The organism is Streptomyces sp. NPDC006384, from assembly GCF_042870695.1.
Lineage (GTDB): Bacteria > Actinomycetota > Actinomycetes > Streptomycetales > Streptomycetaceae > Streptomyces.
The window spans coordinates 1-22,982 of record NZ_JBIAHR010000015.1 but is presented as its reverse complement, the minus strand read 5'-3'; the positions used below and the strand labels follow the sequence as shown (position 1 = coordinate 22,982).

Sequence of the window (22,982 nt, the reverse complement as noted above, 5' to 3'; positions counted from 1 at the left end):
CCGGTCAATGGTTGAGCGTGCGACGACCGTAGCATGACGATAATCATTTTCAATAGCTTGTTGAACATGGATGTCACCGGTGAGTGTCGTCCGACCGGCTGACGCGCCGTCTCGCCCCGCGCCCGGTGGCCCCGGACCGGGCGGGCCCCGACGCCGGAGCGCCGGGGCCCGCCGGTCACCTCGTGGCGGAGCGGACCGCGCGGCTCACGCGGTGTGGATCTCCAGGGCGGTGCGCACGGCGGACTCCACGGCCCCCTCGATCCACGCCGGCTTGACGGACGTGTGGTCCCCGGCGAAGTGCAGCGGCCCCTCGGCCACGGGGACGGCGGGCAGCAGCTCCGTGTGCTGTCCGGGCAGGAGCACGGACGCCTCCCCGTAGGCGTAGGGGTCGCGCAGCCAGCTCTGCGTGCGGCCCGCGCCGGTGTAGAACACCTCGATGCGCTGGCCGTAGACCTGCTGGAGGCCGCACAGGGCGTGCGGATACCGTGCCTCGTCGTCCAGCGAGTCCCAGCGCAGCGCGTCGTCCGCCCAGCTGTAGGAGGCCAGGACCACGCCCCCCGCGCTGCCCGGAACCGGGTGGGAGGGGTGGAACATGAACCGGTTGGCGTTGTCCGACACCGAACCGCCTCCCACGACGCCGACCGCCTCCGGCTGATCGCGCGCGGCCGCGCGGTTGGCGGCGTAATGGGTGCGCTGGCCCGCGGTGATGTGCCCGTCCGGCACGGAGGGATGTGCCCCGAGCAGACTGCCGTCCGCGGCGGCCCGGCCCGTGCGGTAGGCGTCGTACAGACCCGGGTCGACGGCGCGCAGCTCGCGCTTCCAGTCTGCCTCGTCGAACTCCCACCAGCGGCGGCTGAACTCCAGCAGCACCTTGGTCGCGCAGTCGTAGTGCAGCTCGCAGACCGCACGGCGCTTGCCGTACGACAGGGGCGGGTCGATCTGTACGTGACGCAGTCCGGAGAACGGCACCGTGACCACGGCGACGTCCGCGGTGAACTGCTCGCGCACGACGGGACCGCCGCGGCCCTCCGACACGGTGTCCACCCACACGTGCGGGCCCTTGTCCCGGACGTGCGCGGCGTCCGGGGCGGGGCGGTCGGGGTGGTGGTACTGGATGCGCGTGACCCGGCGGTCGAACCGCACCTCCTTGCGCACGCGTTCCAGCAGGGCGTCCGGCAGCACCGCCGTGCCGCCCTCCAGTTCGTAGAAGGGCGTGTCGGGGCTGATGAGGGAGGAGCCGATGAAGCTGTGGATGAAGGAGAGCGGGAGGCGTGAGGTGAGGTTCTCCAGGGTGCCGATCAGGTCGATGGTCCGTTCGTCGAGACCGGCGTGCTCGGTGAGGAAACGGAACATCGACCAGTCGCCGAACCGCTGCACCACGCGCGCCCAGCCCCGCAGCTGCTCGGGCAGCGGCTTGCCGACCCGCTTGCCGTCGCGGTCGACGTAGCTGAACTCGTCGCGCACCGGGTCCAGCGCGGAGCGCAGGATGGCGGCGGCGGGCGTGTCCCAGCGGGCCTCGGGGACGCCGAACGACCGGTTCACGCGCCGGGGCGCGCGGGCGTAGTCGGCGCGCCGCACGCGGATGCCGTTGACGTGGATCCAGGTGCGGTTGGCGGCACGTCCCTCGCCGTCGACGTCGACGTAGTGGAAACGCCGTTTCCTCAGGCCGAACCCGTCGATCAGCTCCATCACCAGGGGGTGGCTGCCCGGGATGCGCATCGCGCCCGCCTCGGCGTACTGGCGGGGGTCGGCGAAGGGCTGCTCGGCGCGTTCGTGGCCACCGCTGCGGAAGGTCTTGACACGTCCGCCCGCCCGGTTGCCGTTGGCCTCCAGCACGGTCACCCGGTGACCTGCCCTCTTCAGCAGCCAGGCGGCCACGAGCCCGGCCGGGCCGGCTCCGACGACCAGGACGTTCTTGGGCCGTGCCCGTCGCCGGGCGGGCAGGCCCTCCCGGAGGACGCTCCGGTAGCGCGGGACGAGAGGACGGTCGTCGGAGTCCAGTACGAGGAGTGCGCGGGCGACGGCGAGGCACCGGTCGAAGTCGGGGCCGCGGCCGTCACCCGGAGCGCCCGGAGCGCCCGGAGCGCCCGGAGCGCCCGGGGCTGCCGGCGCGGCCGGGGCGGGCACGGCCGCGGCGACACCGCCGGCCAGGGCCGTGGCCGCTGTGGCCGTGCCGACCGCCGTCGTGAAGCCCCTCCGGGAGAAGCGGGAGGAACCGTCGTCCGCACGCACCACCGCGTGATCTTCAGTCATGGCGGTCTTTGTACTGGCGGGCGGGGCCGGACACCCACCCCGTGTTCCGTCATTGACCCGAAGGAGCTAAGCGGCGGAGAACCATGACGGAACAGCGGGTCCGTCGACGTGAACCACTGCGGGGACACGAACGGATGAACGCTGTGTGAGCGCCCTACGTCGTGGTGATCAACCCCGCACACTGCGACATGCGTATCCGCGGCCGTGCTCCGCGGCAGACCTGCGCGGTGCGACGCGTACGCGTCACCGACGCGGCCCTGCGGGAGCGCGAGGGGGAGGGGGAAGGATTGACGCAGCGGCACACTTCGCTCGGTGACAGGGCCCGTTACTGGTTCGACAGCACGCTGGCCCGCGGTGCCGCGGTTCTCGTCGGCTGGATGGCGCTGCTGTGCCTGGCCGTCGTCGTTCCGGTCAGTGCGGTGCTGGTGTGGACCGACCCCGACGCCCCGGCGTCCCTGACGGGCCGGCTCGCGGAGGTCTGGCGCCTCGCCGGGGAGGCGATGCGGCTGGGCGGCGCGACGGGTACGCCGCTGCGGGTGGTGATGTCGGTGCTGCTCGCCCTGGTCACCTTGCTGTACGTCTCGACGCTCGTCGGCCTGATCACGACGGCGCTCACGGAACGGCTCACCGCGCTGCGACGGGGCCGCTCCACCGTGCTCGAGCAGGGGCACGCCGTGGTCCTGGGATGGTCGGAGCAGGTCTTCACGGTGGTGGGCGAGCTGGTGGCCGCCAACGCCAACCAGCGGCGTGCCGCGGTGGCGGTGCTGGCCGACCGGGACAAGACCCTCATGGAGGAGGCCCTGAGCACGAAGGTGGGCCCGGCCGGCCGTACGCGGCTGATCTGCCGCAGCGGACCCACCACCGACCCGGCCGTGCTTTCCCTGACCAGTCCGGCCACGGCCGGTGCCGTGCTGGTCCTGCCCCGCGACGAGCCCGACGCCGACGCCGAGGTGGTCAAGACACTGCTGGCGCTCAGGGCGGCCCTGGCCGGGGAGGAGAAGCGGCCCCCCGTCGTCGCCGCCGTCCGGGACGACCGGTACCGCCTGGCCGCCTGTCTCGCCGCCGGCCCGGGCGGCGTCGTCCTGGAGAGCGACACCATCACCGCCCGGCTGATCGTCCAGGCCACCCGCCGCCCCGGGCTCTCCCTCGTCCACCAGGAACTCCTCGACTTCGCCGGTGACGAGTTCTACCTCGTCACCGAGCCCGCGCTGACCGGCCGCACGTTCGGCGAGGCGCTGCTGGCCTACCGGACGTCGAGCGTCGCCGGGATCGTACGGGGGGACACCCCCTTGCTCAGCCCGCCGCCGGAGACCCCCCTCGCCCCGGACGATCTGCTCGTCGTCGTCTCCCGTGACGACGACACGGTCTGGCTGGACGACTGCGCGGAACTGGCCGAGGAACCGGCGATGGCCGTCGGCCCTTTGACGCCCGTGCGGGCGGAGCGGGTCCTCCTGCTGGGCTGGAACCGCCGTGCGCCGCTCATAGTCGACCAGCTGTGCCGCCGCGTCCGGCCCGGGTCGGTCGTCGACGTGGTGGCGGACCACGACGAAGCGACGGCCCGGCAGGTGAGCGAGGCCGACGCGCGCGTCGGCGGCGCCCTCGTCCTGACACTGCGCCACGGGGACATCACCCGCCCCGAGTGCCTGCAGGGGCTGGACGTCCACTCCTACGACAGCGTGATCGTGCTCGGCCGGGACCCCTCCACCGGGCAGCAGCAGGACGATCCCGACAACCGCACGCTCGTCACCCTCCTGCTCCTGCGCCGGCTGGAGGAGGCCACCGGACGCGAACTGCCGGTCGTCACCGAACTGCTCGACGACCGGAACCGGGCGCTGGCCCCCGTCGGCCCCGGAGCCGACGTGATCATCAGCGGCAAGCTCATCGGCCTGCTCCTGGCACAGATCTCCCAGAACCGGCACCTGGCAGCGGTGTTCGACGAGCTGTTCTCCGCCGACGGCACCGGGGTCCGCCTGCGCCCGGCCGCCGACTACGTGCTGCCGGGGAGCGAGACGCCCTTCGCCACCGTCGTGGCTGCGGCGCGCCGGCGCGGTGAGTGCGCCATCGGTTACCGGAGCCACGACGACTCGTCGACGAGCCCCCGCTACGGTGTGCGGATCAATCCGCCCAAGGACGAGCGGCGCCGCTGGGCGGACGGGGACGAAGTGGTCGTCATCGGCAGGGACTGACGGACGGCTCCGGCAGGACGGAGACGCCGGCCGGGAGCGGAGCACCGGAAGCGCCTGCGTGTGCCGTCCCGCGCGGCACGCCGACCGGCCCCCCGCGCACCCCAGGCCTACGAGCCGCCCGCGGACCACCACGCGTCGCGCACACGCAGCGAACCGGTGTCGGTGCAGCCGGACCCGTTGACGACCTCCTCCCGGTCGAGGCTCCAGCCCACGACACCGTTCCCCTTGCGGCCCAGCTCGATGAGCCGCTGCTCGCCCGTCTCCGCCCCGTCCTGCACCTGGCACCGCAGGACCGTGGTCCACGACCGCCCGTCGACCGCCACCCCGACCGCGAGCAGCGGCAGCACCAGGACGGTCAGCACCGCGGTCACCCCCTGTTCGCAGCGGGCCACGCGCCACAGCCGGCCCGGCGGACGGTGATCACGCTCGTGGTGCTCGTGGTGCCGGCGTCCGCCCGGCCCGGTCCGGTACCCGACGACGGCACCCGCCCGGAGCACCAGCGCCACGAGCCCCGTCCCCAGGCCCCACCACAGGCCGTAGCAGCAGGCGGTGAGCACTCCGACGGCCAGCGGGTTGACCACGGACAGGGCGATCAGCCGCAGCGTGTGCGCGAGCCCGCCGCTCCGGGGCACCGCCCCGCGCGCCGCGAACAGCGCGAACACGACACGCGAGACCACGACCGCGCTGACACACCCGAGCAACGGCTCGGTCAGCACCATGCCGAGCAGCACGTCGGGCCAGTTGGCGGGCTCCAGGCCCACGACGGCCTCCCGCACGTGGTGATGGCCCCCGACCGTGTACGCGATCTTCAGTGCGGGAACGGCGAGCGCGAGGGCCAGCAGAACGGTGTGCCCGGGGCCGCCCTTGCGGTCGAGGGACCGCGACTGCTCCTGGTCCGGTTCCCGTACATGGCCCTGTGCGTGGTCCGGGTGCGACATGGTGGCACTGAAGCACGGGCCCCACCGCGCGGCGGGCGTACGACACGGGGCGGTCAGCCGGGCGGCACCGCGGGACGGTCCCGTCCGCCCGCACCGGCGCCGAGGGCGTCGACGAGGTGGCGCGGGTAGCCGGCCTCGAGCAGGGGGCCGTGGACGTCACGGGCGAGGTCGGGCAGGTAGCCGAACAGGACGTCGGCCGGTCCGGTGATCTCGACCTCTTCGCAGGCGGCGGGCAGCAGGAGGGTCTCCGCCCGGCCGAGTTCCCCGCTCCACCCGCCGCTGCGCACCCGTACCGGGGCGCCGGCGTTGGACAGGATCTGGGCGGTGGCGAACCGGTGGCGCAGCGGCTCCGCGGTCCCGGCCCGCCACCGCTCGAGGGCGAAGTACGGGCCCGCGCACAGGAAGACCCGTTCCACCCCGTCGCCGACGGCGACGCCCAGCCCGGATGTGAAGTCCGGCCGGGTCGTCAGGTCGGCCTGCCGCATCAGCATGTCGAGATTCGAGCCGAACTCCTCGTCGCCCACCGGGGATCCGTCCTCCATGTTCCAGCGCATCGCGTGCTGCTGGATGTCGGAGGTCTGCTCGATCTCGTAGACCAGGGTGTCGGGCCCGAAGCTGTGCAGGGTGCCGCCGGGCACGTAGAGGGTCTGGCCCGCCCGCACCGGAAGGCGGCGCAGGACGGCGTCGAAGTCCTGCGCCTCCAGCGCGGCCCGCAGCCGGCCGGCGCTCACGCCGTCCTTGACACCGCACAGGGCGGTCGCACCGGGGGCGGCCGCAAGGATGTGCCAGGCCTCGGTCTTGCCGTTGGCCTGCCCCTCCAGACGCCGGGCGGTCTCGTCGTCGGCGTGCAGGTGCACGGGCAGGGTCCCGGCGGCGTCGATGAACTTCGTCAGTACGGGAAAGTACGAGCCGGACCAGCCGGCGCCCATCAGTTCCCCGGGACGGTCGTGGACCACCTGGCGCAGGGACCGGCCGGCCAGGGGCCCGTCGGTCACCACACCGATGCTGCCGTCGACGTCGCTGCACTCCCAGGTCTCGGCGACGCTCCAGTCCGGCAGACCGGCCTTGCCCAGGCGGCGGGCGAGGGCGTGCCCGCCGAACACCAGCGGCTTCGCCGTGACCGTCAGCCGCAGCGGGTACAGGCGCGTCCCCCCGGCGTTCACAGGATCGGCTGCCCGCCGGTGACCGCGATCCGGGCCCCGGAGACGTAACTGGCCTCGTCGGAGGCGAGCAGCACGTAGACCGGCGCCAGCTCGGCCGGCTGGCCCGGCCGTCCGAGCGGCACCTGGGAGCCGAAGCTCTCCACCTGCTCCGGCGGCATGGTCGAGGGGATGAGCGGCGTCCAGATGGGGCCGGGGGCCACACTGTTGGCGCGGATGCCCTTCGGGGCCAGCATCTGGGCCAGGGACCCGACCATGTTGGCGATGCCCGCCTTGGTGACGTTGTACGGGAGCAGCTGCGGCGGCGGGCTGTCGGAGTTGACCGAGGTGCTGCCGATGACGGCCGAACCGGGCCGCATGTGCGGAACGGCGGCCTTGACCAGGTGGAAGAAGGCGCTGATGTTGATCGCCAGGGTGCGGTCCCACTCCTCGTCGGGGATGTCCTCGATCGCCTCCCGCGTCATCTGGAACGCGGCGTTGTTGACCAGCACGTCGATCCGGCCGAACTCCTCCACGGCCCTGTCGACGATCGACCGGCAGTGCGCCGGGTCGGCCACGTCCCCGGGCACCAGCACGCACGTGCGGCCGGCGTCCCGCACCCACTTCGCGGTCTCCTCCGCGTCCTCGTGCTCGTCGAGGTAGGAGACCAGGACGTCCGCGCCCTCACGGGCGTAGGCGATCGCCACCGCCCGTCCGATACCGCTGTCCCCGCCCGTGATCACCGCGGCCTTCCCGGCCAGCCGCCCGGATCCGCGGTAGCTGCTCTCGCCGTGATCCGGCCGGGGATCCATCTCGGAGGTGACACCGGGAGGGGTCTGCTGCTGACGGGGCTGGGACATCGTGGCTCCAGAGACGACTCGGGCTGGGCGCGGGCCGACGTGAGAAGGCCGGCACCCGGTGGAACGGTCGGGGCGCCGAGTACCCCGCTGCCGCCGCTCCCCACCCGGACATCTCTGTTCGCCGGATGTCCCGCGGCCCTGTTTGCACGTGCCACGGCCGGGATACCCAGTGCTGCGCCCTGTCCGCCCGGCGAAGCGGGGGAGCAGTCCCCATGGGGCGCGGAGGAGACGTCGTCGCGGAGCCGGCCACCGGTCACCGGTCACCGGGAGGGCGAAGAGGTCTGGAGGGCTGTCCATGGACCCGGTCGATCTGCCCCTGCCCGTCGTCCGCCGCCCCGCACCGGGGAACGACGGCATCGACGTCGCCGCCCTCGAACGGGACCTGCGGGCCCGCGTCGACGGCGAGGTCCGCTTCGACGCGGGCTCACGCGCCGCGTACTCGACGGACGGCTCCAACTACCGCCAGGTGCCCATCGGCGTGGTCGTCCCGCGCACGGTGGAGGCGGCCGGGGAAGCGGTCGCGGTGTGCCGGCGGTACGGCGCACCTCTGCTGTCCCGCGGCGGCGGCACGAGCCTGGCGGGGGAGTGCTGCAACACCGCGGTCGTCCTGGACTGGAGCAAGTACTGCAACCGGCTGGTGTCCGTGGACGCGGAGAACCGGCGCTGCGTGGTGGAGCCGGGCATCGTCCTGGACGACCTGAACCGGCAACTGGCGGACCACGGCCTCATGTACGGGCCGAAGCCGGCCACCCACCCGAACTGCACCCTCGGCGGGATGATCGGCAACAACTCGTGCGGGTCGACGGCCCAGGCGTACGGCAAGGTCGTCGACAATCTGCACCGCCTGGAGGTCCTCACCTACGACGGCCTGCGGATGTGGGTGGGACGGACGGACGACGGCGAACTGGAACGGCTCACGGCGTCCGGCGGACGCACGGGGGAGCTGTACCGGGGGCTGGTGGCCCTGCGCGACCGTTACGCCGGCCTCGTCCGCGAGCGCTACCCCGACATCCCGCGCCGCGTGTCGGGCTACAACCTGGACTCCCTGCTGCCCGAGCACGGATTCGACGTCGCCGGCCTGCTGACCGGGTCGGAATCCACGCTGGTGACCGTCCTGCGCGCGGAACTCGCACTCGTCCCCGTCCCGAAGCACAGCGCACTGGTCGTGCTCGGCTACCAGGACATCTGCCACGCCGCCGACCACGTACCGGCCGTCCTGGAACACGGACCGGCGGCACTGGAGGGCGTGGACCACCAGCTGATCCGCTTCCAGCAGGAGAAACACCTCAACCCCGACGCGCTGAAGGAACTCCCCGAGGGGCGCGCCTATCTGATGGTGCAGCTCGACGGTGACACCCGCGAGGAGGCCGAGGCCCGGGCCCGGGCGCTGATCGACGCCAAACCGCAGGACGTCGACCACACCTGGTACGACGACGCACAGCACGTGAGCGAGTTGTGGAGGGTGCGCGAGTCCGGCCTGGGCGCCACCGCGCACGTCCCCGGCGAGCCCGACACCTGGGAGGGCTGGGAGGACTCGGCCGTCCCGGTGGAACGCCTCGGCGACTACCTGCGCGACCTGAAGAGGCTCTACGAGGAGTTCGACTACGGACACCCCTCCGTCTACGGCCACTTCGGCCACGGCTGCGTCCACACCCGCATCCCCTTCGACCTGGAGTCCGAGGAGGGCGTCGCCCGGATGCGGGCCTTCGTGGAGCGCGCCGCCGACCTGGTCGTCTCCTACGGCGGATCGCTGTCCGGCGAGCACGGGGACGGCCAGTCGCGGGGCGAGCTGCTGGTGAAGATGTTCGGACCGGAACTGATCGAGGGATTCGAACGGCTGAAGGGCCTCTTCGACCCCGGCGACCGGATGAACCCGGGAAAGATCGTCCTGCCGTACCGCCTGGACGAGAACCTGCGTCTGGGCGGCGGCTACCTGCCCTGGGAACCGGACACCGTCTTCTCCTTCCCGCACGACGAGGGCAGGTTCAGCCGCGCCGCCGCCCGCTGCGTCGGCGTCGGCAAGTGCCGCTCCTCCGAAGGCGGCGTGATGTGCCCGAGCTACCGGGCCACCCGCGAGGAGGAGCACTCCACCCGGGGCCGTGCCCGGCTGCTGTTCGAGATGGTCAGCAACGCCGGCGACTCACCGGTCACGGGCGGCTGGCGGTCCGCCGAGGTGCACGACGCCCTCGATCTCTGTCTGGCCTGCAAGGGCTGCAGGACGGACTGCCCGGTCAACGTCGACATGGCCACCTACAAGGCGGAGTTCCTGCACCACCACTACAAGGGCCGGCTGAGGCCTCTCGCGCACTACTCGATGGGCTGGCTGCCGCTGGTGGCCCGGGCCGTCGCGCTCGCGCCGCGCACCGTGAACGCACTGGCGGCCGTGCCCTGGGCGGCACGGGTCGCCAAGGCGCTCGGCGGGGTGGCGCCCGAGCGCGACCTGCCGGTCTTCGCCGAGCAGCGGTTCACCGACTGGTGGCGCGAGCGGGGCGGAGCGCGCGGCGACGGGCACCGGGGCGAGGTCGTGGTGTGGCCCGACACCTTCACCGACCACTTCCACCCCGCGATCGGCCGGGCCGCCGTGGAGGTCCTGGAAGCGGCCGGCTTCCGGGTCAAGGTGCCCGAGACCTCGGTGTGCTGCGGGCTGACGTGGGTCTCCACCGGACAGCTGGGCGTGGCCGGCCGGGTCCTGCGGCACACCCTCGACGTGCTCCGCGAGGACCTGCGCCGGGGCACCCCGGTGGTCGGCCTCGAACCGAGCTGCACGGCGGTCTTCCGGGCCGACGCCGTGGAACTGCTGCCGAAGGATCCGGACGTGGAGCGGCTGCGCGCCCAGACCAGGACGCTCGCCGAACTCCTCGTCGAACGCGCCGGCGACTGGCGGCCACCACGCGTCGACGCCCGCGCGGTGGTGCAGCGCCACTGCCACCAGTACGCCGTCATGGGCTTCGACGCCGACCGGGAGATCCTCCGGCGGGCGGGTGTGGACGCCGACGTGCTGGACGCCGGCTGCTGCGGGCTGGCCGGAAACTTCGGCTTCGAGAAGGGCCACTACGACGTGTCCATGGCCTGCGCCGAGGCCGGACTGCTGCCCGCGGTCCGCGAGGCGGACGAGTCGACCCTGGTCCTCGCGGACGGCTTCAGCTGCCGCACCCAGGTCGACCAGGCGGGCACCGGGCGCACCTCCCTGCACCTGGCGGAGGTCCTCGCGGCCGGCCTCCAGGGGCGTGCGGCCGTGCCGGAGCGTCCCGAGGCCCCGGCACGGAGCGCCCTGCTGCCGCTCGCGGCCACCGTCACCGGCGCCGTGCTGCTCGCGGTCGCGGCCGGAGCCCGGCGCGTCCGGACGGCAGCGCGTACGGCTTCCCGGCCGCCGGTTCCGCCCCCTGCGACGGTCACCGTCCTGGAGGGCCTGCGGGAGTGCTTCCGGGGAGCGCGGTAGGCGGAGGGAACCCGGGCTTCAGGAGGGGGAGCCCCTCATGGCTCATACACGGCTCATGGCTCATACACGGCTCGTGTGAAGCGGCAGCGCTCGGCGGGTCCGCCGGCCGGACGCGCGGTACACACGCGGTACACGCAGACGGACGGGTGCTCCACCACGCTCCACCACGGGGCGTCGCGGAGCACCCGAGCCGGCGGTGCCGGACACGTCACTCGTCCGGACGCGTCACGTGTCCTGTTCGGTGCTGTCGTGCTTGCCCGCGCCGGGGCGGTCGCCGCGGTGCCGGCTGCCGGGCAGCATCTCCTGGACCTTGGCCTTGAGGCCCTGCCGGATCACGCTGCCGCGGTCGCTGTCGCCGTGCAGGATCGCGGAGGCCGCGGCCTCGATCTGGTCCAGCGAGGCGTGCGGCGGGATCGGCGGGACGGCCGGATCGGTGCGGAAGTCGATGACGAACGGACGGTCGGCGGCGAGAGCCCGGTCCCAGGCCGACTCGACGTGCTTGGGCTTCTCCACCCGGACCCCGTCCAGGCCGATGGAGCGCGCGATGTCCGCGTAAGGCAGATCCGGGATGTGCTGCGACTCCTCGAACTGCGGGGCGCCGGCCATGGCGCGCATCTCCCAGGTGACCTGGTTGAGGTCGCCGTTGTTCAGCACGGCCACGATCAGCCGCGGATCGGACCACTCGCGGTAGTACTTCGCCGCGGTCACCATCTCCATCATGCCGTTCATCTGCATGGCGCCGTCCCCGACCAGGGCGATCGCCGGCCGGTCCGGATGGGCGAACTTCGCCCCGATGGCGTACGGCACGCCCGGCCCCATCGTGGCCAGGGTGCCGGACAGGGAACCGCGCATCCGCCCGCGCAACCGCAGGTGACGGGCGTACCAGTTGGCGGCCGAGCCGGAGTCGGCGGAGAGGATCGCGTCGTCGGGCAGCTTGCCGTCCAGGGCGTGGACGACGTACTCCGGGTTGACCGGGTCGGCGTCCACGGCGGCGCGCCGCTGCATGACCTCCCACCAGCGGGCGACGTTCTTCTCGGTCTTCTCCCGCCAGGCGCGGTCCTCCTTGCGGTGCAGACGGGGCAGCAGCCGCTGCAGCGTCTCGCGGGCGTCGCCGACGAGGTTGACCTCGTTCGGGTAGCGCAGGCCGATCATGTGCGGGTCGATGTCGATCTGCACCCCCCGCGCCTGGTCCAGCTCCGGCATGAACTGCGTGTACGGGAAGCTGGAGCCGATCATGAGCAGGGTGTCGCACTCCTGCATGAGCTCGTAGGAGGGGCGGGTGCCCAGCAGCCCGATGGAACCGGTGACGTAGGGCAGGTCGTCCGGGAGGGCGTCCTTGCCGAGCAGGGCCTTGGCCACGCCCGCGCCGAGGACGTCCGCCAGCCGTTCGACCTCGGCGCGGGCGCCGCGGGCCCCCTGCCCGATCAGGATCGCCACCTTCTCGCCGGAGTTCAGCACGTCGGCGGCCCGCTGGAGGTCCTCGTCGGCCGGGACCGGCGCGTACCGCCCCAGACCGAGGCTGGAGGGCACCATCTTGAAGGCGTGCGTGGGCGGGCTGTAGTCCAGTTCCTGCACGTCGGCGGGGAGGATGATCGCGGTGACGGTGCGCTTGGCGCAGGCGGTGCGGAAGGCCCGGTCGATGAGGTTCGGCAGCTGCTCGGGCACCATCGCCGTCTCGCAGAAATCCGAGGCGACGTCCTTGTAGAGGCTCGCCAGGTCCACTTCCTGCTGGTAGGAGCCGCCCATGGCGGTGCGGTTGGTCTGTCCGACCAGTGCCACGACCGGAACGTGGTCCAGCTTCGCGTCGTAGAGACCGTTCAGCAGGTGGATCGCGCCCGGCCCGGAGGTGGCCGCGCACACGCCCACCTTGCCGGAGAACTTGGCATAGCCGACGGCCTGGAAGGCGGCCATCTCCTCGTGGCGGGCCTGGACGAACTTCGGTTCGTTGTCCGCGCGCCCCCAGGCGGCCAGCAGCCCGTTGATGCCGTCACCCGCGTAGGCGAAGACGTGGTCGACGCCCCACTCGCGCAGCCGCTGGAGAATGTAGTCGGACACCTTCGTGCTGGCCATGCGAGCTCCGTTTCCGATTCCGCTGTCGAGCGACTGCCCCCGGCGTCCGGACCGTGCGGGAGAACGCACGGGGAGGGCGCACGGGGGAACGACACTCCATGGGTAACCGTGCGGGTACGAGGGAAACGTCGCCCCCGCGAAGCCCGGCCCGGCCGCCCGGACACCGGTCCGGAGGCACGGACGGGCCCCGCTCGGGGCTGCCCGCCTACTGCGACTGTCCTGATGCTGCTACTGCGACTGCGCCGCGATCTGGATCAGGTTGCCGCAGGTGTCGTCGAAGACGGCGGTGGTGACCGGGCCCATCGCCAGGGGCTCCTGGGTGAAGCGGACGCCGAGGGCGCGCAGGCGCTCGTACTCCGCCTCCACGTCGTCGACGGCGAACTGGGCGAGCGGGATGCCGTCCTTGACGAGCGCATCGCGGTAGGGCTTGACGGCCGGGTGGCCGGCGGGCTCCAGCAGGAGTTCGGTGCCGTCGGGCTCGTCGGGCGGGACGACGGTCAGCCACCGGTCCTTCTCGCCCAGGGGGACGTCGTGCTTCTTCACGAAGCCGAGGATCTCGGTGTAGAAGTGCTCGGCCTTGGCCTGGTCGTCGACGAAGACGCTGGTCAGATGGATCTTCATGGTGTGCTCTTCTCCGGTCCGGAGGGGTCGGGCAGGGGCCACCGCTCGGTTATCCGCCGCAGCGGGGCTGTGTTCAGGTCGTGGAACTTGTAGCGGCCCTCCCGTCTGGTCTCGACGAGCCCGGCGGCCTCCAGCAGGGCGAGGTGCTGGGAGACCGCCTGACGCGAGATGCCGAGCCGGTGCTTCATGCTCAGTCGCGAGCAGATCTCGAACAACGTCTGTCCGGACTTCTCCGTGAGCTCGTCGAGGATGGTGCGACGGGTGGGATTGGCCAGAGCTTTGAAAAGGTCGTCGGCCACGACCACAGCATAGGCAAGTGTTCACTTGCCTATCAAGCCGGGAGGGCGGCGAGGCCGACGGCACGCAGGCGGACACGGTGTGACCGTGGCGGGAGACCCTGGTCACAGGGGCGTTCGGGGAGGTCCGCTGACCATCCACGGCATGGATGAGCCGCATACGGGATTCGGATGGCCGCAGGGGTGGTTGCCGGGCCCCGGGCAGCCCATAGTCGTCCCTGTCCGCACGCCGCCGCCCGGACCGGCGGCCGATGCGCGGCCGTCCCCGGCATGCCGTGCGCCTCGGCGCCTGTCACCGGCATGCCTGCTTCGGTACACCGTCCCGTGGAGTCGCCATGCCTGGTTCCGTCCCGCCGTCCTCCCCCGCGGCCGACGATGTCGCTCCGTCGCCCGTCACCGTCTCGGGCCCGGCCCACCTGCTGCGGGTGGGCCTGCTGATGGCGGGCAGCTGTCTGCCGATCCTGGGCGCGGTGCTGATCGCCCCGGTGCTGCCGAAGATGCAGGACCACTTCGCGTCGGCCCCGGGTGCCAAGGCGCTGGTTCCGCTGGCGCTGACCGTTCCGGCGCTGGCGCTGGCACTGCTGGCTCCGTTCGCCGGGGTGCTCGTGGACCGGCTGGGGCGCCGGCGGCTGCTGATCGTGGCGACCGTGCTGTACGCCGTGTTCGGGACCGCTCCGCTCCATCTGGACTCCCTGGGCGCCATCATCGCCAGCCGTGCCCTGGTGGGCGTCACCGAGGCCGCGATCATGACGTGCTGCACCACGCTGATCGGCGACTACTACAGCGGACGTCGACGGGTGAAGTACCTCGCCCTGCAGACCATGTGCTCCGCCGCGTCGGCCACGGTGTTCTTCGTGCTCGGCGGCGCCGTCGGCTCGGCGGGCTGGCGGGCGCCCTTCTGGGTCTATGCCCTGAGCCTGGTGCTCGCCCCGCTCATGGCCACCGCCCTGCCCGCCCTGACGACCCGCACGGCCACCGACGAGGCCCCGGCTTCGGCAGAGGTCCGTCGCCCCTTCCCCTGGCGGCAGCTGGCGGGTGTCTGCGCCCTCACCTTCTTCGGGGCGATGGTGTTCTACGCCGTCCCGGTGGAGATGTCGTACCTCCTCGACGACCTGGGGGTGGAGAGCTCCGGCGTGATCGGCCTGGCGACCGCGGTCGCCAGTGCCGCCACCGTGGCCGGGGCGATCGTCTTCGCCCGGCTGGAGCGTGCCCCGGAACCGATGCTGCCCGCCGTTCTCGTGCTCTGCGCGGTCGGCTTCGGGGTGATGTTCCTGGCGGACGACGTCCCGCTGCTGGTCGCCGGAGCGGTGATCAACTGCGTGGGCACGGGCATGCTGCTGCCCGCCCTCCTCACCAGTGCCATGTCGCGCCTGGCGTTCGAGGACCGCGGCCGCGGCACCGGGCTGTGGATGGCCGCCTTCTTCGGCGGCGAGTTCGTCTGCCCGCTCGTACTGCTGGCCGTGGAGCCGGCGGTCGGGAGCCTCGCCGGTGCGGTGGGCGTGCTGGGGCTGGCCGCCGCTCTTGTCGCGGCGGGCCTTGCGGCGGTCCGCCGCCGCGCCGGCACCGTGGAGCCCCGACCGCTGCCGGAGCAGGCGGCCTGAGAGCACGGAAACCGGCGGGCCGAAGCGTACGAAGCCGCTGTCCCGGCCCGCCGTACGGTGCGGGCCGGGACTTTCGGCAACTCTTGGCAGGGCATTCCGCCAGAGCTTTCGGCCGGGGCGCTGTCCCGTTGGAGCGTTGTCCTCGGTGGCGGCGAGGGAGGCGAGCAGGCGCAGGCCCTCTCCGGAGGGGGAGCCTGCCCTCGTGTACCGACGCCGACCTTTCGGTCGTGCCTTCTGCCCGGGCCCGAACTCCAGCTCGCGCGCGGAGGTGTGCAGCGCTGCTCGCTGGCCGACTGGTTCCTGGCGCGCAGCCCTGGGGCTTTTGGCGGCGGCGAGGACTCCTCGAGGAAACGCTCGCAGACGGTGAACAGCTTCCGGAACGCGCAGAAGTGGGCCACGTCCGGTGGGCACAGTGTGCTGCTCGACGAGGGACGCCTGAGGGAGCGACTCCGGGGTGTCTCCTCGATGGCGATGCGCCGCAGACACCTCGTGCGCTCTCCCAGGCACGAATCTCAAGGTAATCCGATGACGGCCAGAGAGCCGTCGGCCGTTCGCCGGAACCCGCTGGGTGTCAGAGAGGGGGAGCGGTAGAGCAGCGCGCCGCCGAGACACCACTCGTGCTCGTAAGCGCGACCGCCTTCCGGAGCGCGCCGCTGCTGTGGGGTCGGCGTCCGGGCAGGGTGAGTCCGACCACGGCACCCGGGTACGGACCCCTGACCCCGGCTTCGCGTGGAGATACGCCGACGGCGCCAACACGTCCCCCGCGAACAGGACTCGACGGTGGTACCAGATCAACCACGCGACGTACCCGCTGAGTTCTGCTATGCGCGATGATGTTGCTCACGGGTTCAGGAGGGGGCGGATCTGTTGAGCAGATGCGGCTTGACAAGAGTCGTTTCGACTGTGCTGTGTGCGCTTGTCCCGATGCTCGTGATGCTGCTGGCCACCACCTCCGCCCACGCCGTCGTGCACTCCTCGGCGGAGGCCGATGTCTGTCGTCCTGCCGCCCTTTCGGAAGCACGCGTGAGCGCATGGGTACGGCTGGAACATCGCGACAACACGTACAGCAGGATCCGGAGCCAGCTCAGCATCGAGGTACCCGAGAGCTGGCCGTTGGCCAAGGACCTGCTGCTGAGTGAGGACAGCCGACGGTATATCGCGGCGATGTCCTGCCTCACTCGTACCGATCCGGGCCAGCAGCGCCGCTGGTTGGAGTGGCGGAGCAGCCGCCCGTCCGTGGTCTCCACGAAGAGCGGCGGGGTGAAGGTCGTCGACCGGACCCACTCATGGGTCAATGTGTACCGGGGGCACATCGATGTGGGCGTCTGGCGGGTGCGCGCGGGTGCGGAGCGCTGGACCTTACGACTGATGCCACCCTCCGCGCTGAAGGCGGCCCGGTGGGACGAGATCAAGGTGGATCCCGGCGCCCCGGGAGCCGATGCGGCGACTCCACGACCGGATGAAGGTGTCGGAGCCACGACGCTCGTGTGGCGCCCTGACGCGGCGGAGAAGGAGACGCGGCAGTCGCGGGGCGACAAGCAGGATGCCAAGGCGTCCGAGCCTCCCGCTCTGACCGTTTCTCTCGAACCCCCGTGGCAGCGCTCGTGGGCCGCTCAGCGTGAACGGCTGGTCGCTGTGGCGATGGACCGGGCCGGGGTACTGCTCTGGTCAGGAATGGGCAGTGTCCTTCTGCTGTACTCGGCTGTCCTGTACCGGAGGCGTTCAGCGGTTCCCACCCAGGCCCAGGAGCGTACCCTGCGCAATCTCGTGGTGTGGGCCGTGGCACTCGTACTCGTAGACGCGCTGACAAACATGGACGACGTGCTCACCCGGTATGTGCAGCGCCACATGGGTGGGCTGTGGCAGGACGAGCAGATCCTGCTCGGGAGCGTGTTTGCCTTGGCCGCCGTCGTCATCCTGTTCTGCGTTGCCCGGCCGCGTCGGCGGGTCTGGGTTGTGGCCGCCGTGCTGGCCGTGCCGCCGGTGGTGGTAGCTGCCGGACCGCAGTGGTTCGGTTTGTACGTCCCACGCCTCGGCCTGTATGAAGCGTCAGGTATCGCGCTCGCAGCTCAAGGGATTGCTTCCTCCTGCACGTTGCTGCTCTTCGAGCTGGGGCTCGCGACTGCGGCCTGGCGCCTTGCCGTAGACGGGGGCCTGTTGCCTCTGAGCCGTCGGCACCCGGGGCAGGCCCGGGCCTTCAGGCTGCGCTTCGCCGGTCCGGTGATGCTGCTGGGCACAGCCGTCGTGGCGGTGTGTTTCGCCCTGGCACAGAACCGCAACTGGCAGCGCGCCACCTGGCTGAGCGACCGTTCGGACCCTGCCCACGGTGTGGAACGGCGGAACGACTTTGTGTGGGAGACCGTGTGGTCCGTCGCCAACGGGCTGGACTGGCTCTCGTGGCAGACCTGGCTGCTCACCGCCATTTCCGTACTGGCGGTCCTGCGCACCTGGCGCGCCCCCACCGCGATCTCCCCGCTCGACGACCCGGCAGACCGCCTGTTGTTCCTCACGTTCTTCACCGTCGTGGCTGCGCCCTCCGCCGGCTACTTCCTGGGCAGCAATGCGCTTACCGGGCTGTGGGTGCCCCTCGCCATGCTCGGCCTGTACTGGGTGGTGGCTCCCTTCGTCAGTCGTTCCGTCCTGGCCCAGCCCTTCGAGGGGTCGGGGAGGCCGCTAGCCGACTCCTCCGGGCCCAGCACCCGCACTGTGCTGCTGAGCAAGGCCCGCGCGTACCGCGAGACCCATGCCGAATTGCGGCGCCTCGACCAGGGGCTGTTCGGGGACGTACCGCCGAAGCGCAGCGACCTGGAGCAGCGATTGAGTGACCTGCACAATTGGCCTGTCACGGGCGGATCCGACCGACTGCCGGCCAAGGTGTCGGTGGTTGACGGAGCGTTGGCGCTGGGGCCGAAAGACACGTGGTGGGCCAACGGCAGCCGCTGCGCCCGCCTGGCGTTGATTCCGGCGGTACCGGCGTCGCTGCTTCTGGTCTGGGCCTGGAGAGTCAGGGGAGAGGCATGGCAGGCGACGCTCCTTGACGATTTCGGTCTACCGGATCTGCTGTTGTCCTTCGTCGCGGAGGCGGTGATGTTCACCAGCTCCGCGTTCGTACTCGGAGCCCTCTGGCGGCATCTTCCGGGACGGCGTGGGCCGGCCAAGGCCCTGCCCGTGGCGCTCGCCTTCGCCTTGCCCATCGCTCTGGACTCGCTGGTGTTCCGGTTCACCGGTGAGAGCACCGCGAACTTGGCTCTGGTGGTGTCGACGATGCTCTTCGTGCTGACCGTCACAAGCATCGCTGTCGACTTCGACACGTTTCATGGTGAACGACGTTACTGGCAGAGCCGTTTGGGTCTGCTTCTGTCGATCTACCAGATGCGCTACTACTCTCTCCAGGTCGCATACTTGATCGCCCAGGTAGTCGCCATGATCACTATCTGGGAATTCTTCGCGGAGCCCGATGCGACGCCGAAGCCACCGGGTGGAAAGTGAGGTGGGCGGCCGATTCGAAGTGTGGTGACAAAGTCGAACTGCTAAGGGTTTGCAGGCCGTTGAAGGCTTCTCACCTTGAGCGCCGGGTGATCTTGATGGCGTGAATGGCAGCGATCGTGCGGCCGATGCGGTTGGTGCTGCAGCGGGCTTTACGGAGAATCCGTCATTTTTTGAGGCGGGCGAAGGCGCGTTCGCCCGGTGCCCACAGCCGGGCATGACCCGCCCGGCTGCGGGCCGTGTCCACGAGCGTCCGCCGGGAGTTGACGGTGCGGCGTACACCGGGAATCTGTCCCGGGGCCGTCGGAACGTGCGCGACAGTCTGCACGAGTGGCGCGCACCGAGGGCGCGCAGGGTGGGAGGAAGAAAAAATGGTCACGCGTAGGGATTTCCTCGACGGGGTGTCGGCAGCCGGCGCCGCAGCGTTCTTCGGCGGTGTTCCGCCGGCTTCTGCGCTCACGCGTACAGGCGCGGGTGCCGGGGCGACGGATGCCGAGCTGAGAGCTCGTGATGCGATGAGGGCGGTCAACGCCGGTATGCGTGCGAGTTATGCCGCACTCAAGGCTGACATGATCAGTCGTCTGAGTCCCGTGATCGTCGTCCAGAACGATGCCACCGGCGGCACGTTCACCCTCATCCAGGACGGAATCCAGCAGGAATCCGTCAACCCGGTGCCGGAGCTGTTCGAGCTGGCGAAGTCGATCAGTCACGTTCCTCAGGGCATCTTCTCGACCCTTGCCGCGTATCTGAGCGACAAGGTGCCCAATCTCCCCAATGCCGACCGCATCGACCCTCACGACTTGGACATGGTCACATCCGAAAAGCCCGGGGCGGACGGATGGATCCGCCCGCTCCAGAATTACGCCGCCACGCTCACCACCGCACGCCGGCGGCTCGGGGAGGCGAATCTGCCGCAGGAGCTGGAAACCTCCTGCGCGAAGATCCTCGACGAAGCGCTCACCTTCATCCGCGGTTCCGTGAGAAGCGGAACGTTCGACATGGCGTCGTTCGAGGAGTTCTCGGGCAGGACGTACCCCAGTATCCGCACGAACATGACGTACGCGGCTGCGGCGCAGATCTCCGGGGTGGAAGGTCTCATGCGGACGTGGCGGGACACGATCGGCGAGGAGGCGTGGAAGGACCTGTACACGGTCGTGCTGTCGATCTGGACGACGTCCGAACTGAACCAGGCCTCGATCATCATCAGGCGGTGCATGAACCCGGCGAAGGCCGACACCCATCTGATCGACCTGCCGACCGCCGAAGTTCCCCACGACCCGGTCTTCGTCGCCCTGGACAATCTCGCCCGGATCGTTCAGGACAACGTCTCGGCCGAACTGGTCTTCCCTACCGACCCGGTGATCGCGGATGCCTTCAAGGGCAAGGAAGACCTGCTCTCCGTCGAGATCCTCCACCAGATCGGGAAAACGGCCGGGGCACCCTCGCCCTCCCCATCGGCGGCCTCCGCCTGCCCGATGCACACGGAAAAGGCTCAGCGGGCCGTTTGACATCTCGGTGAGATTCGTACGCGGGCCTGGTCCGGGTGAGTCTGCCGGTGCGGCCGCGGGGAAGAAGGGCCTCCTGGCAGTTCGCGGATGTCTGGGTGATCAATTCCAAGGGCTGCCGGCCCCGGTTGTCGAGGTGGCAACGGGCGGTCAGGCGTCGGGGTCGACTTCGGGGTGGGTGAACCGCACGGGCATGCCCAGCGACCGGGCGTAGGCGATTTCGGCTTGGGTGCTGTCGTCGATGTAGTCGCCGACCACGAGCACCTCGTCGGCGAGCCGGATCTTCGCCCGGTGCAGATCGTCGAGTCGGACCTTCAGCTCCGCGGCCTCGGCAGGACCGGACCGGAGTCCGTGCGGCGACTTCATGTCGATGCCCGGTTTGACGACGATCTTCCCGGCTTCGGTCTCCCGCAGATCGGCCTCGTTCATCTCGGTCATGAAGCGGGTGGAGCCGCAGATCACGACGATACGCGGGAGGCTCAACAGCTTCTTCGCGTCGGCGAGCTTCTCCTCGGGGGTGAGCAGTCGCGGGGATGACCCTGGTTCCTCCTGGTGGGGCGCTCCAAGGGGGTGCCTGCGGAGACGAGAGCGAGGGTGCCCCAAGAGCGTTTTGTGACGAACGACGTGGTCACCCTCGCGACAGGACTCTATGCGGTGACCGACGACATGCTGAAGGAGCATCCCGACCTGGCGTCGTGGCGCCCGCCGGCCGGCATCACGCCCCGCCCGAGCGATGCCGAACCGGTCACCCTCGCCACGATGCAGGCCGTACTCGGCTGCGCCTCCGAGGCCGAACGGCTCCGCCGTGCCCGTGCCCCCTGCGCCACCTCCTCCCCTGCCCGCCCCAGCGGCCCGGCTGCGACAAGAGGCTCCGCAAGGCCGCCGCCCGGACGCGAGGCGGCAACCGGATCCTGGCCACCACCACCTCGGTGTGGGGCAACGACGCATGGGGCGTGGACTCCACCTCGGTGGAAAGCGGCCGCTCCTGCGAGACCGCCGAACGCTCCGACCTGGCAAGGTCGCGTGCCGAACAGCGACAGCGGCACGCCGGGAGCGGTCCAGATGTTGTCCCACCAGCCCCAGCCGTACGACACGGAGCCCTGCTTGATCTGCGAGAACAGCCGCATGGTGCGCTGGTCCTCGAAGCCCTGGGCGACGACCTCCAGGGTGGCCTTGGTGGTACCCAGGTGGTCCACCGGGTTGTCTGCGGCGTCCTTCTCCCAGTAGTCGGCGGTGATCGGTACCTGGGGAACGCTGCCCGAACGTGCGACCGGTTGTAAGGTGTGGAAACAGCCCTTGACCTGCAAAAACGCAGGCAGGGAGCCTACTTGTGGGAGTCCCTCGATGTTGCGTACAATGTTCAAGTCCAAGATCTAGCATCTGGGTGTTTATACAGGTCAGAGGCATAGAGAGACCGTCCAAGTCAGCAAATGGTCAGCACCGGGCGCGGGCTGTCCTGGCTTGCTGGCTCGTGACCGCTGCGGCGGGGCCTGGGCATAGATGCCTGCCTCCCGTCTGGAAGATGTGACTCGTCAACGCGTCCGTGCTATGGGGTCGTTCTTCATGGACTGCGGCTGTGCTGTGCCGGTCCGACGCTATGCCCGCACTCGTACATAATTCGTTTTCCGAGCGGGCTGATGACGTAGAGTGAGAAAGGTGATGACTGCCCGGCTCGTTAATGGAGCATGTGCCGTTGACGGCTTTCATTGCCAGACATGCCGCGCAGGCTGTTTGTAAAAGGCAGATCGCCGCTAGCTCTGGTAAGCGAGGCTTGCTCAGTAGTCCTCGGCGCGCCTCACGCATGTATGCGGTAGCGTCCGGGCGCGCGGCCCGTCTAACCAGGCCGAAAGAGGCAGGGGGGCACGGTGGCACCGCGGTTGGGTGGCGAGGCGGACAAGTTCGGTAACCGCTATGAAGGAGCCTGGACGATCAGGCATGCCCTGTACGTCCTCCTGGGCTCGGGCAAGTCACTCTACATCGAACCAAGTGGGCCGCTGGGCAACGGGGTGGAGTTCGTCTACCGGCACGACCACGGTACGGAGGTCCACCAGGTCAAGCGGCAGAATCGCAATGCGAACAGCTGGAATGTGGCCTCTCTTCGCGACAAGGGAATATGGGAGAGCCTGCGTTTGCATGTCGAGGCTGGCCGGACGTTCCACTTTGTCTCCGCACTCCCCGCTCGTGCGCTCGACGAACTCGCCGACCGCGCCCGTCGCTCCGACGATCTCGCTTCCTTTGAGGCTGAATGGCTGACGGACGAACTCCGGGGCCCCTTCAACTCCCTCGCATCGAGGGGCATCTACGGCTCGACCGCGACGGCCTGGAGGATGTTGCGAGGGCTTCGGGTGGAGTGGCACGACGAACGGGATCTCGTGCACACCAACGCGGTCCTGGCCGAACAGGCCTTGGTAGGAGCACCGGGCCGTCTGGTGGCGCTCGCCCTCGGCCAAATCCTTCTCGACAACCTGGGAACCACACTCGACGCCGCGGCCCTACTGAGGTTGAACTCGTGATGTCGCTGGGTTGCTCAGGCGGGTCTGATGGTCAGGCCGGTCTCGGCGAGGCAGCCGTCTATGAGGTCGCTGCGG

The 22,982-nt window shown here is 70.5% G+C and carries 15 protein-coding genes; 6 read left to right on the top strand and 9 right to left on the bottom strand.

Features of this window, described 5'->3' with window-relative positions:
- Positions 1-204: 204 nt before the first annotated feature.
- Positions 205-2,253 (bottom strand): NAD(P)/FAD-dependent oxidoreductase, encoded by a 2,049-nt coding sequence (locus ACFYOJ_RS21270; protein WP_356558352.1) that lies wholly within the window; start codon positions 2,251-2,253, stop codon positions 205-207.
- 287 nt (positions 2,254-2,540) lie between these two features.
- Here ACFYOJ_RS21270 and ACFYOJ_RS21265 point away from each other — a divergent pair, with 287 nt between their 5' ends.
- Complete coding sequence (locus ACFYOJ_RS21265; protein ID WP_356558367.1) at positions 2,541-4,439, top strand: NAD-binding lipoprotein; 1,899 nt, start codon at positions 2,541-2,543, stop codon at positions 4,437-4,439.
- Positions 4,440-4,546: 107 nt separating this feature from the next.
- Here the strand turns inward: ACFYOJ_RS21265 and ACFYOJ_RS21260 are convergent, their stop codons facing one another.
- The 3 genes from ACFYOJ_RS21260 to ACFYOJ_RS21250 are packed head-to-tail and all read right to left on the bottom strand — an operon-like array spanning position 4,547 to position 7,376.
- Complete coding sequence (locus ACFYOJ_RS21260; protein WP_356558353.1) at positions 4,547-5,377, bottom strand: hypothetical protein; 831 nt, start codon at positions 5,375-5,377, stop codon at positions 4,547-4,549.
- A 53-nt stretch (positions 5,378-5,430) separates the two neighbouring features.
- Positions 5,431-6,540 (bottom strand): mannose-6-phosphate isomerase, encoded by a 1,110-nt coding sequence (locus ACFYOJ_RS21255; RefSeq protein ID WP_356558354.1) that lies wholly within the window; start codon positions 6,538-6,540, stop codon positions 5,431-5,433.
- Positions 6,537-7,376, bottom strand: a complete 840-nt coding sequence (locus tag ACFYOJ_RS21250) for an SDR family oxidoreductase (protein WP_356558355.1) — start codon at positions 7,374-7,376, stop codon at positions 6,537-6,539. The genes ACFYOJ_RS21255 and ACFYOJ_RS21250 overlap by 4 nt, the downstream gene beginning before the upstream one ends.
- Positions 7,377-7,671: 295 nt before the next feature.
- On the opposite strand from ACFYOJ_RS21250, the gene ACFYOJ_RS21245 reads away from it, so the two are divergent.
- A complete protein-coding gene (locus ACFYOJ_RS21245; RefSeq protein WP_356558356.1) occupies positions 7,672-10,815 on the top strand; it encodes an FAD-linked oxidase C-terminal domain-containing protein in 3,144 nt (1,047 codons plus the stop codon).
- 225 nt (positions 10,816-11,040) lie between these two features.
- Here the strand turns inward: ACFYOJ_RS21245 and ACFYOJ_RS21240 are convergent, their stop codons facing one another.
- The 3 genes from ACFYOJ_RS21240 to ACFYOJ_RS21230 form a co-directional block, all read right to left on the bottom strand.
- On the bottom strand, positions 11,041-12,885 hold the full coding sequence (locus tag ACFYOJ_RS21240) for a thiamine pyrophosphate-requiring protein (RefSeq protein WP_356558357.1): 1,845 nt from the start codon (positions 12,883-12,885) through the stop codon (positions 11,041-11,043).
- 228 nt (positions 12,886-13,113) lie between these two features.
- Positions 13,114-13,506: a VOC family protein gene (locus ACFYOJ_RS21235; RefSeq protein ID WP_356558358.1), complete on the bottom strand. Its 393-nt coding sequence runs from the start codon at positions 13,504-13,506 to the stop codon at positions 13,114-13,116.
- The gene (locus tag ACFYOJ_RS21230) at positions 13,503-13,805 is read right to left on the bottom strand and encodes a metalloregulator ArsR/SmtB family transcription factor (protein ID WP_356558359.1); all 303 of its coding nucleotides are present in this window, start codon (positions 13,803-13,805) and stop codon (positions 13,503-13,505) included. The genes ACFYOJ_RS21235 and ACFYOJ_RS21230 overlap by 4 nt, the downstream gene beginning before the upstream one ends.
- 332 nt (positions 13,806-14,137) lie before the next feature.
- Between ACFYOJ_RS21230 and ACFYOJ_RS21225 the strand changes: the two genes are divergently transcribed.
- From ACFYOJ_RS21225 to ACFYOJ_RS21215, 3 genes are all read left to right on the top strand, one after another.
- Complete coding sequence (locus tag ACFYOJ_RS21225) at positions 14,138-15,403, top strand: MFS transporter (RefSeq protein ID WP_356558360.1); 1,266 nt, start codon at positions 14,138-14,140, stop codon at positions 15,401-15,403.
- Between the two features lie 924 nt (positions 15,404-16,327).
- A complete protein-coding gene (locus ACFYOJ_RS21220; RefSeq protein ID WP_356558361.1) occupies positions 16,328-18,892 on the top strand; it encodes a DUF6185 family protein in 2,565 nt (854 codons plus the stop codon).
- A gap of 368 nt (positions 18,893-19,260) precedes the next feature.
- Positions 19,261-20,397: a twin-arginine translocation signal domain-containing protein gene (locus tag ACFYOJ_RS21215; protein WP_356558362.1), complete on the top strand. Its 1,137-nt coding sequence runs from the start codon at positions 19,261-19,263 to the stop codon at positions 20,395-20,397.
- Between the two features lie 147 nt (positions 20,398-20,544).
- Here the strand turns inward: ACFYOJ_RS21215 and ACFYOJ_RS21210 are convergent, their stop codons facing one another.
- A complete protein-coding gene (locus tag ACFYOJ_RS21210; protein WP_356558368.1) occupies positions 20,545-20,919 on the bottom strand; it encodes a hypothetical protein in 375 nt (124 codons plus the stop codon).
- Positions 20,920-21,041: 122 nt separating this feature from the next.
- On the bottom strand, positions 21,042-21,758 hold the full coding sequence (locus ACFYOJ_RS21205; RefSeq protein ID WP_356558363.1) for a hypothetical protein: 717 nt from the start codon (positions 21,756-21,758) through the stop codon (positions 21,042-21,044).
- Positions 21,759-22,259: 501 nt separating this feature from the next.
- Here ACFYOJ_RS21205 and ACFYOJ_RS21200 point away from each other — a divergent pair.
- Positions 22,260-22,907 (top strand): hypothetical protein, encoded by a 648-nt coding sequence (locus ACFYOJ_RS21200; protein WP_356558364.1) that lies wholly within the window; start codon positions 22,260-22,262, stop codon positions 22,905-22,907.
- Positions 22,908-22,982: the final 75 nt, after the last annotated feature.

What these genes read in the sequence shown, in the direction of transcription:
- ACFYOJ_RS21270 (WP_356558352.1), bottom strand. Translation starts at nt 2,253, where the DNA reads ATGACTGAAGATCACGCGGTGGTGCGTGCGGACGACGGTTCCTCCCGC.
- ACFYOJ_RS21260 (WP_356558353.1), bottom strand. Translation starts at nt 5,377, where the DNA reads ATGTCGCACCCGGACCACGCACAGGGCCATGTACGGGAACCGGACCAG.
- ACFYOJ_RS21250 (WP_356558355.1), bottom strand. Translation starts at nt 7,376, where the DNA reads ATGTCCCAGCCCCGTCAGCAGCAGACCCCTCCCGGTGTCACCTCCGAG.
- ACFYOJ_RS21245 (WP_356558356.1), top strand. Translation starts at nt 7,672, where the DNA reads ATGGACCCGGTCGATCTGCCCCTGCCCGTCGTCCGCCGCCCCGCACCG.
- ACFYOJ_RS21240 (WP_356558357.1), bottom strand. Translation starts at nt 12,885, where the DNA reads ATGGCCAGCACGAAGGTGTCCGACTACATTCTCCAGCGGCTGCGCGAG.
- ACFYOJ_RS21235 (WP_356558358.1), bottom strand. Translation starts at nt 13,506, where the DNA reads ATGAAGATCCATCTGACCAGCGTCTTCGTCGACGACCAGGCCAAGGCC.
- ACFYOJ_RS21225 (WP_356558360.1), top strand. Translation starts at nt 14,138, where the DNA reads ATGCCTGGTTCCGTCCCGCCGTCCTCCCCCGCGGCCGACGATGTCGCT.
- ACFYOJ_RS21220 (WP_356558361.1), top strand. Translation starts at nt 16,328, where the DNA reads ATGCTCGTGATGCTGCTGGCCACCACCTCCGCCCACGCCGTCGTGCAC.
- ACFYOJ_RS21215 (WP_356558362.1), top strand. Translation starts at nt 19,261, where the DNA reads ATGGTCACGCGTAGGGATTTCCTCGACGGGGTGTCGGCAGCCGGCGCC.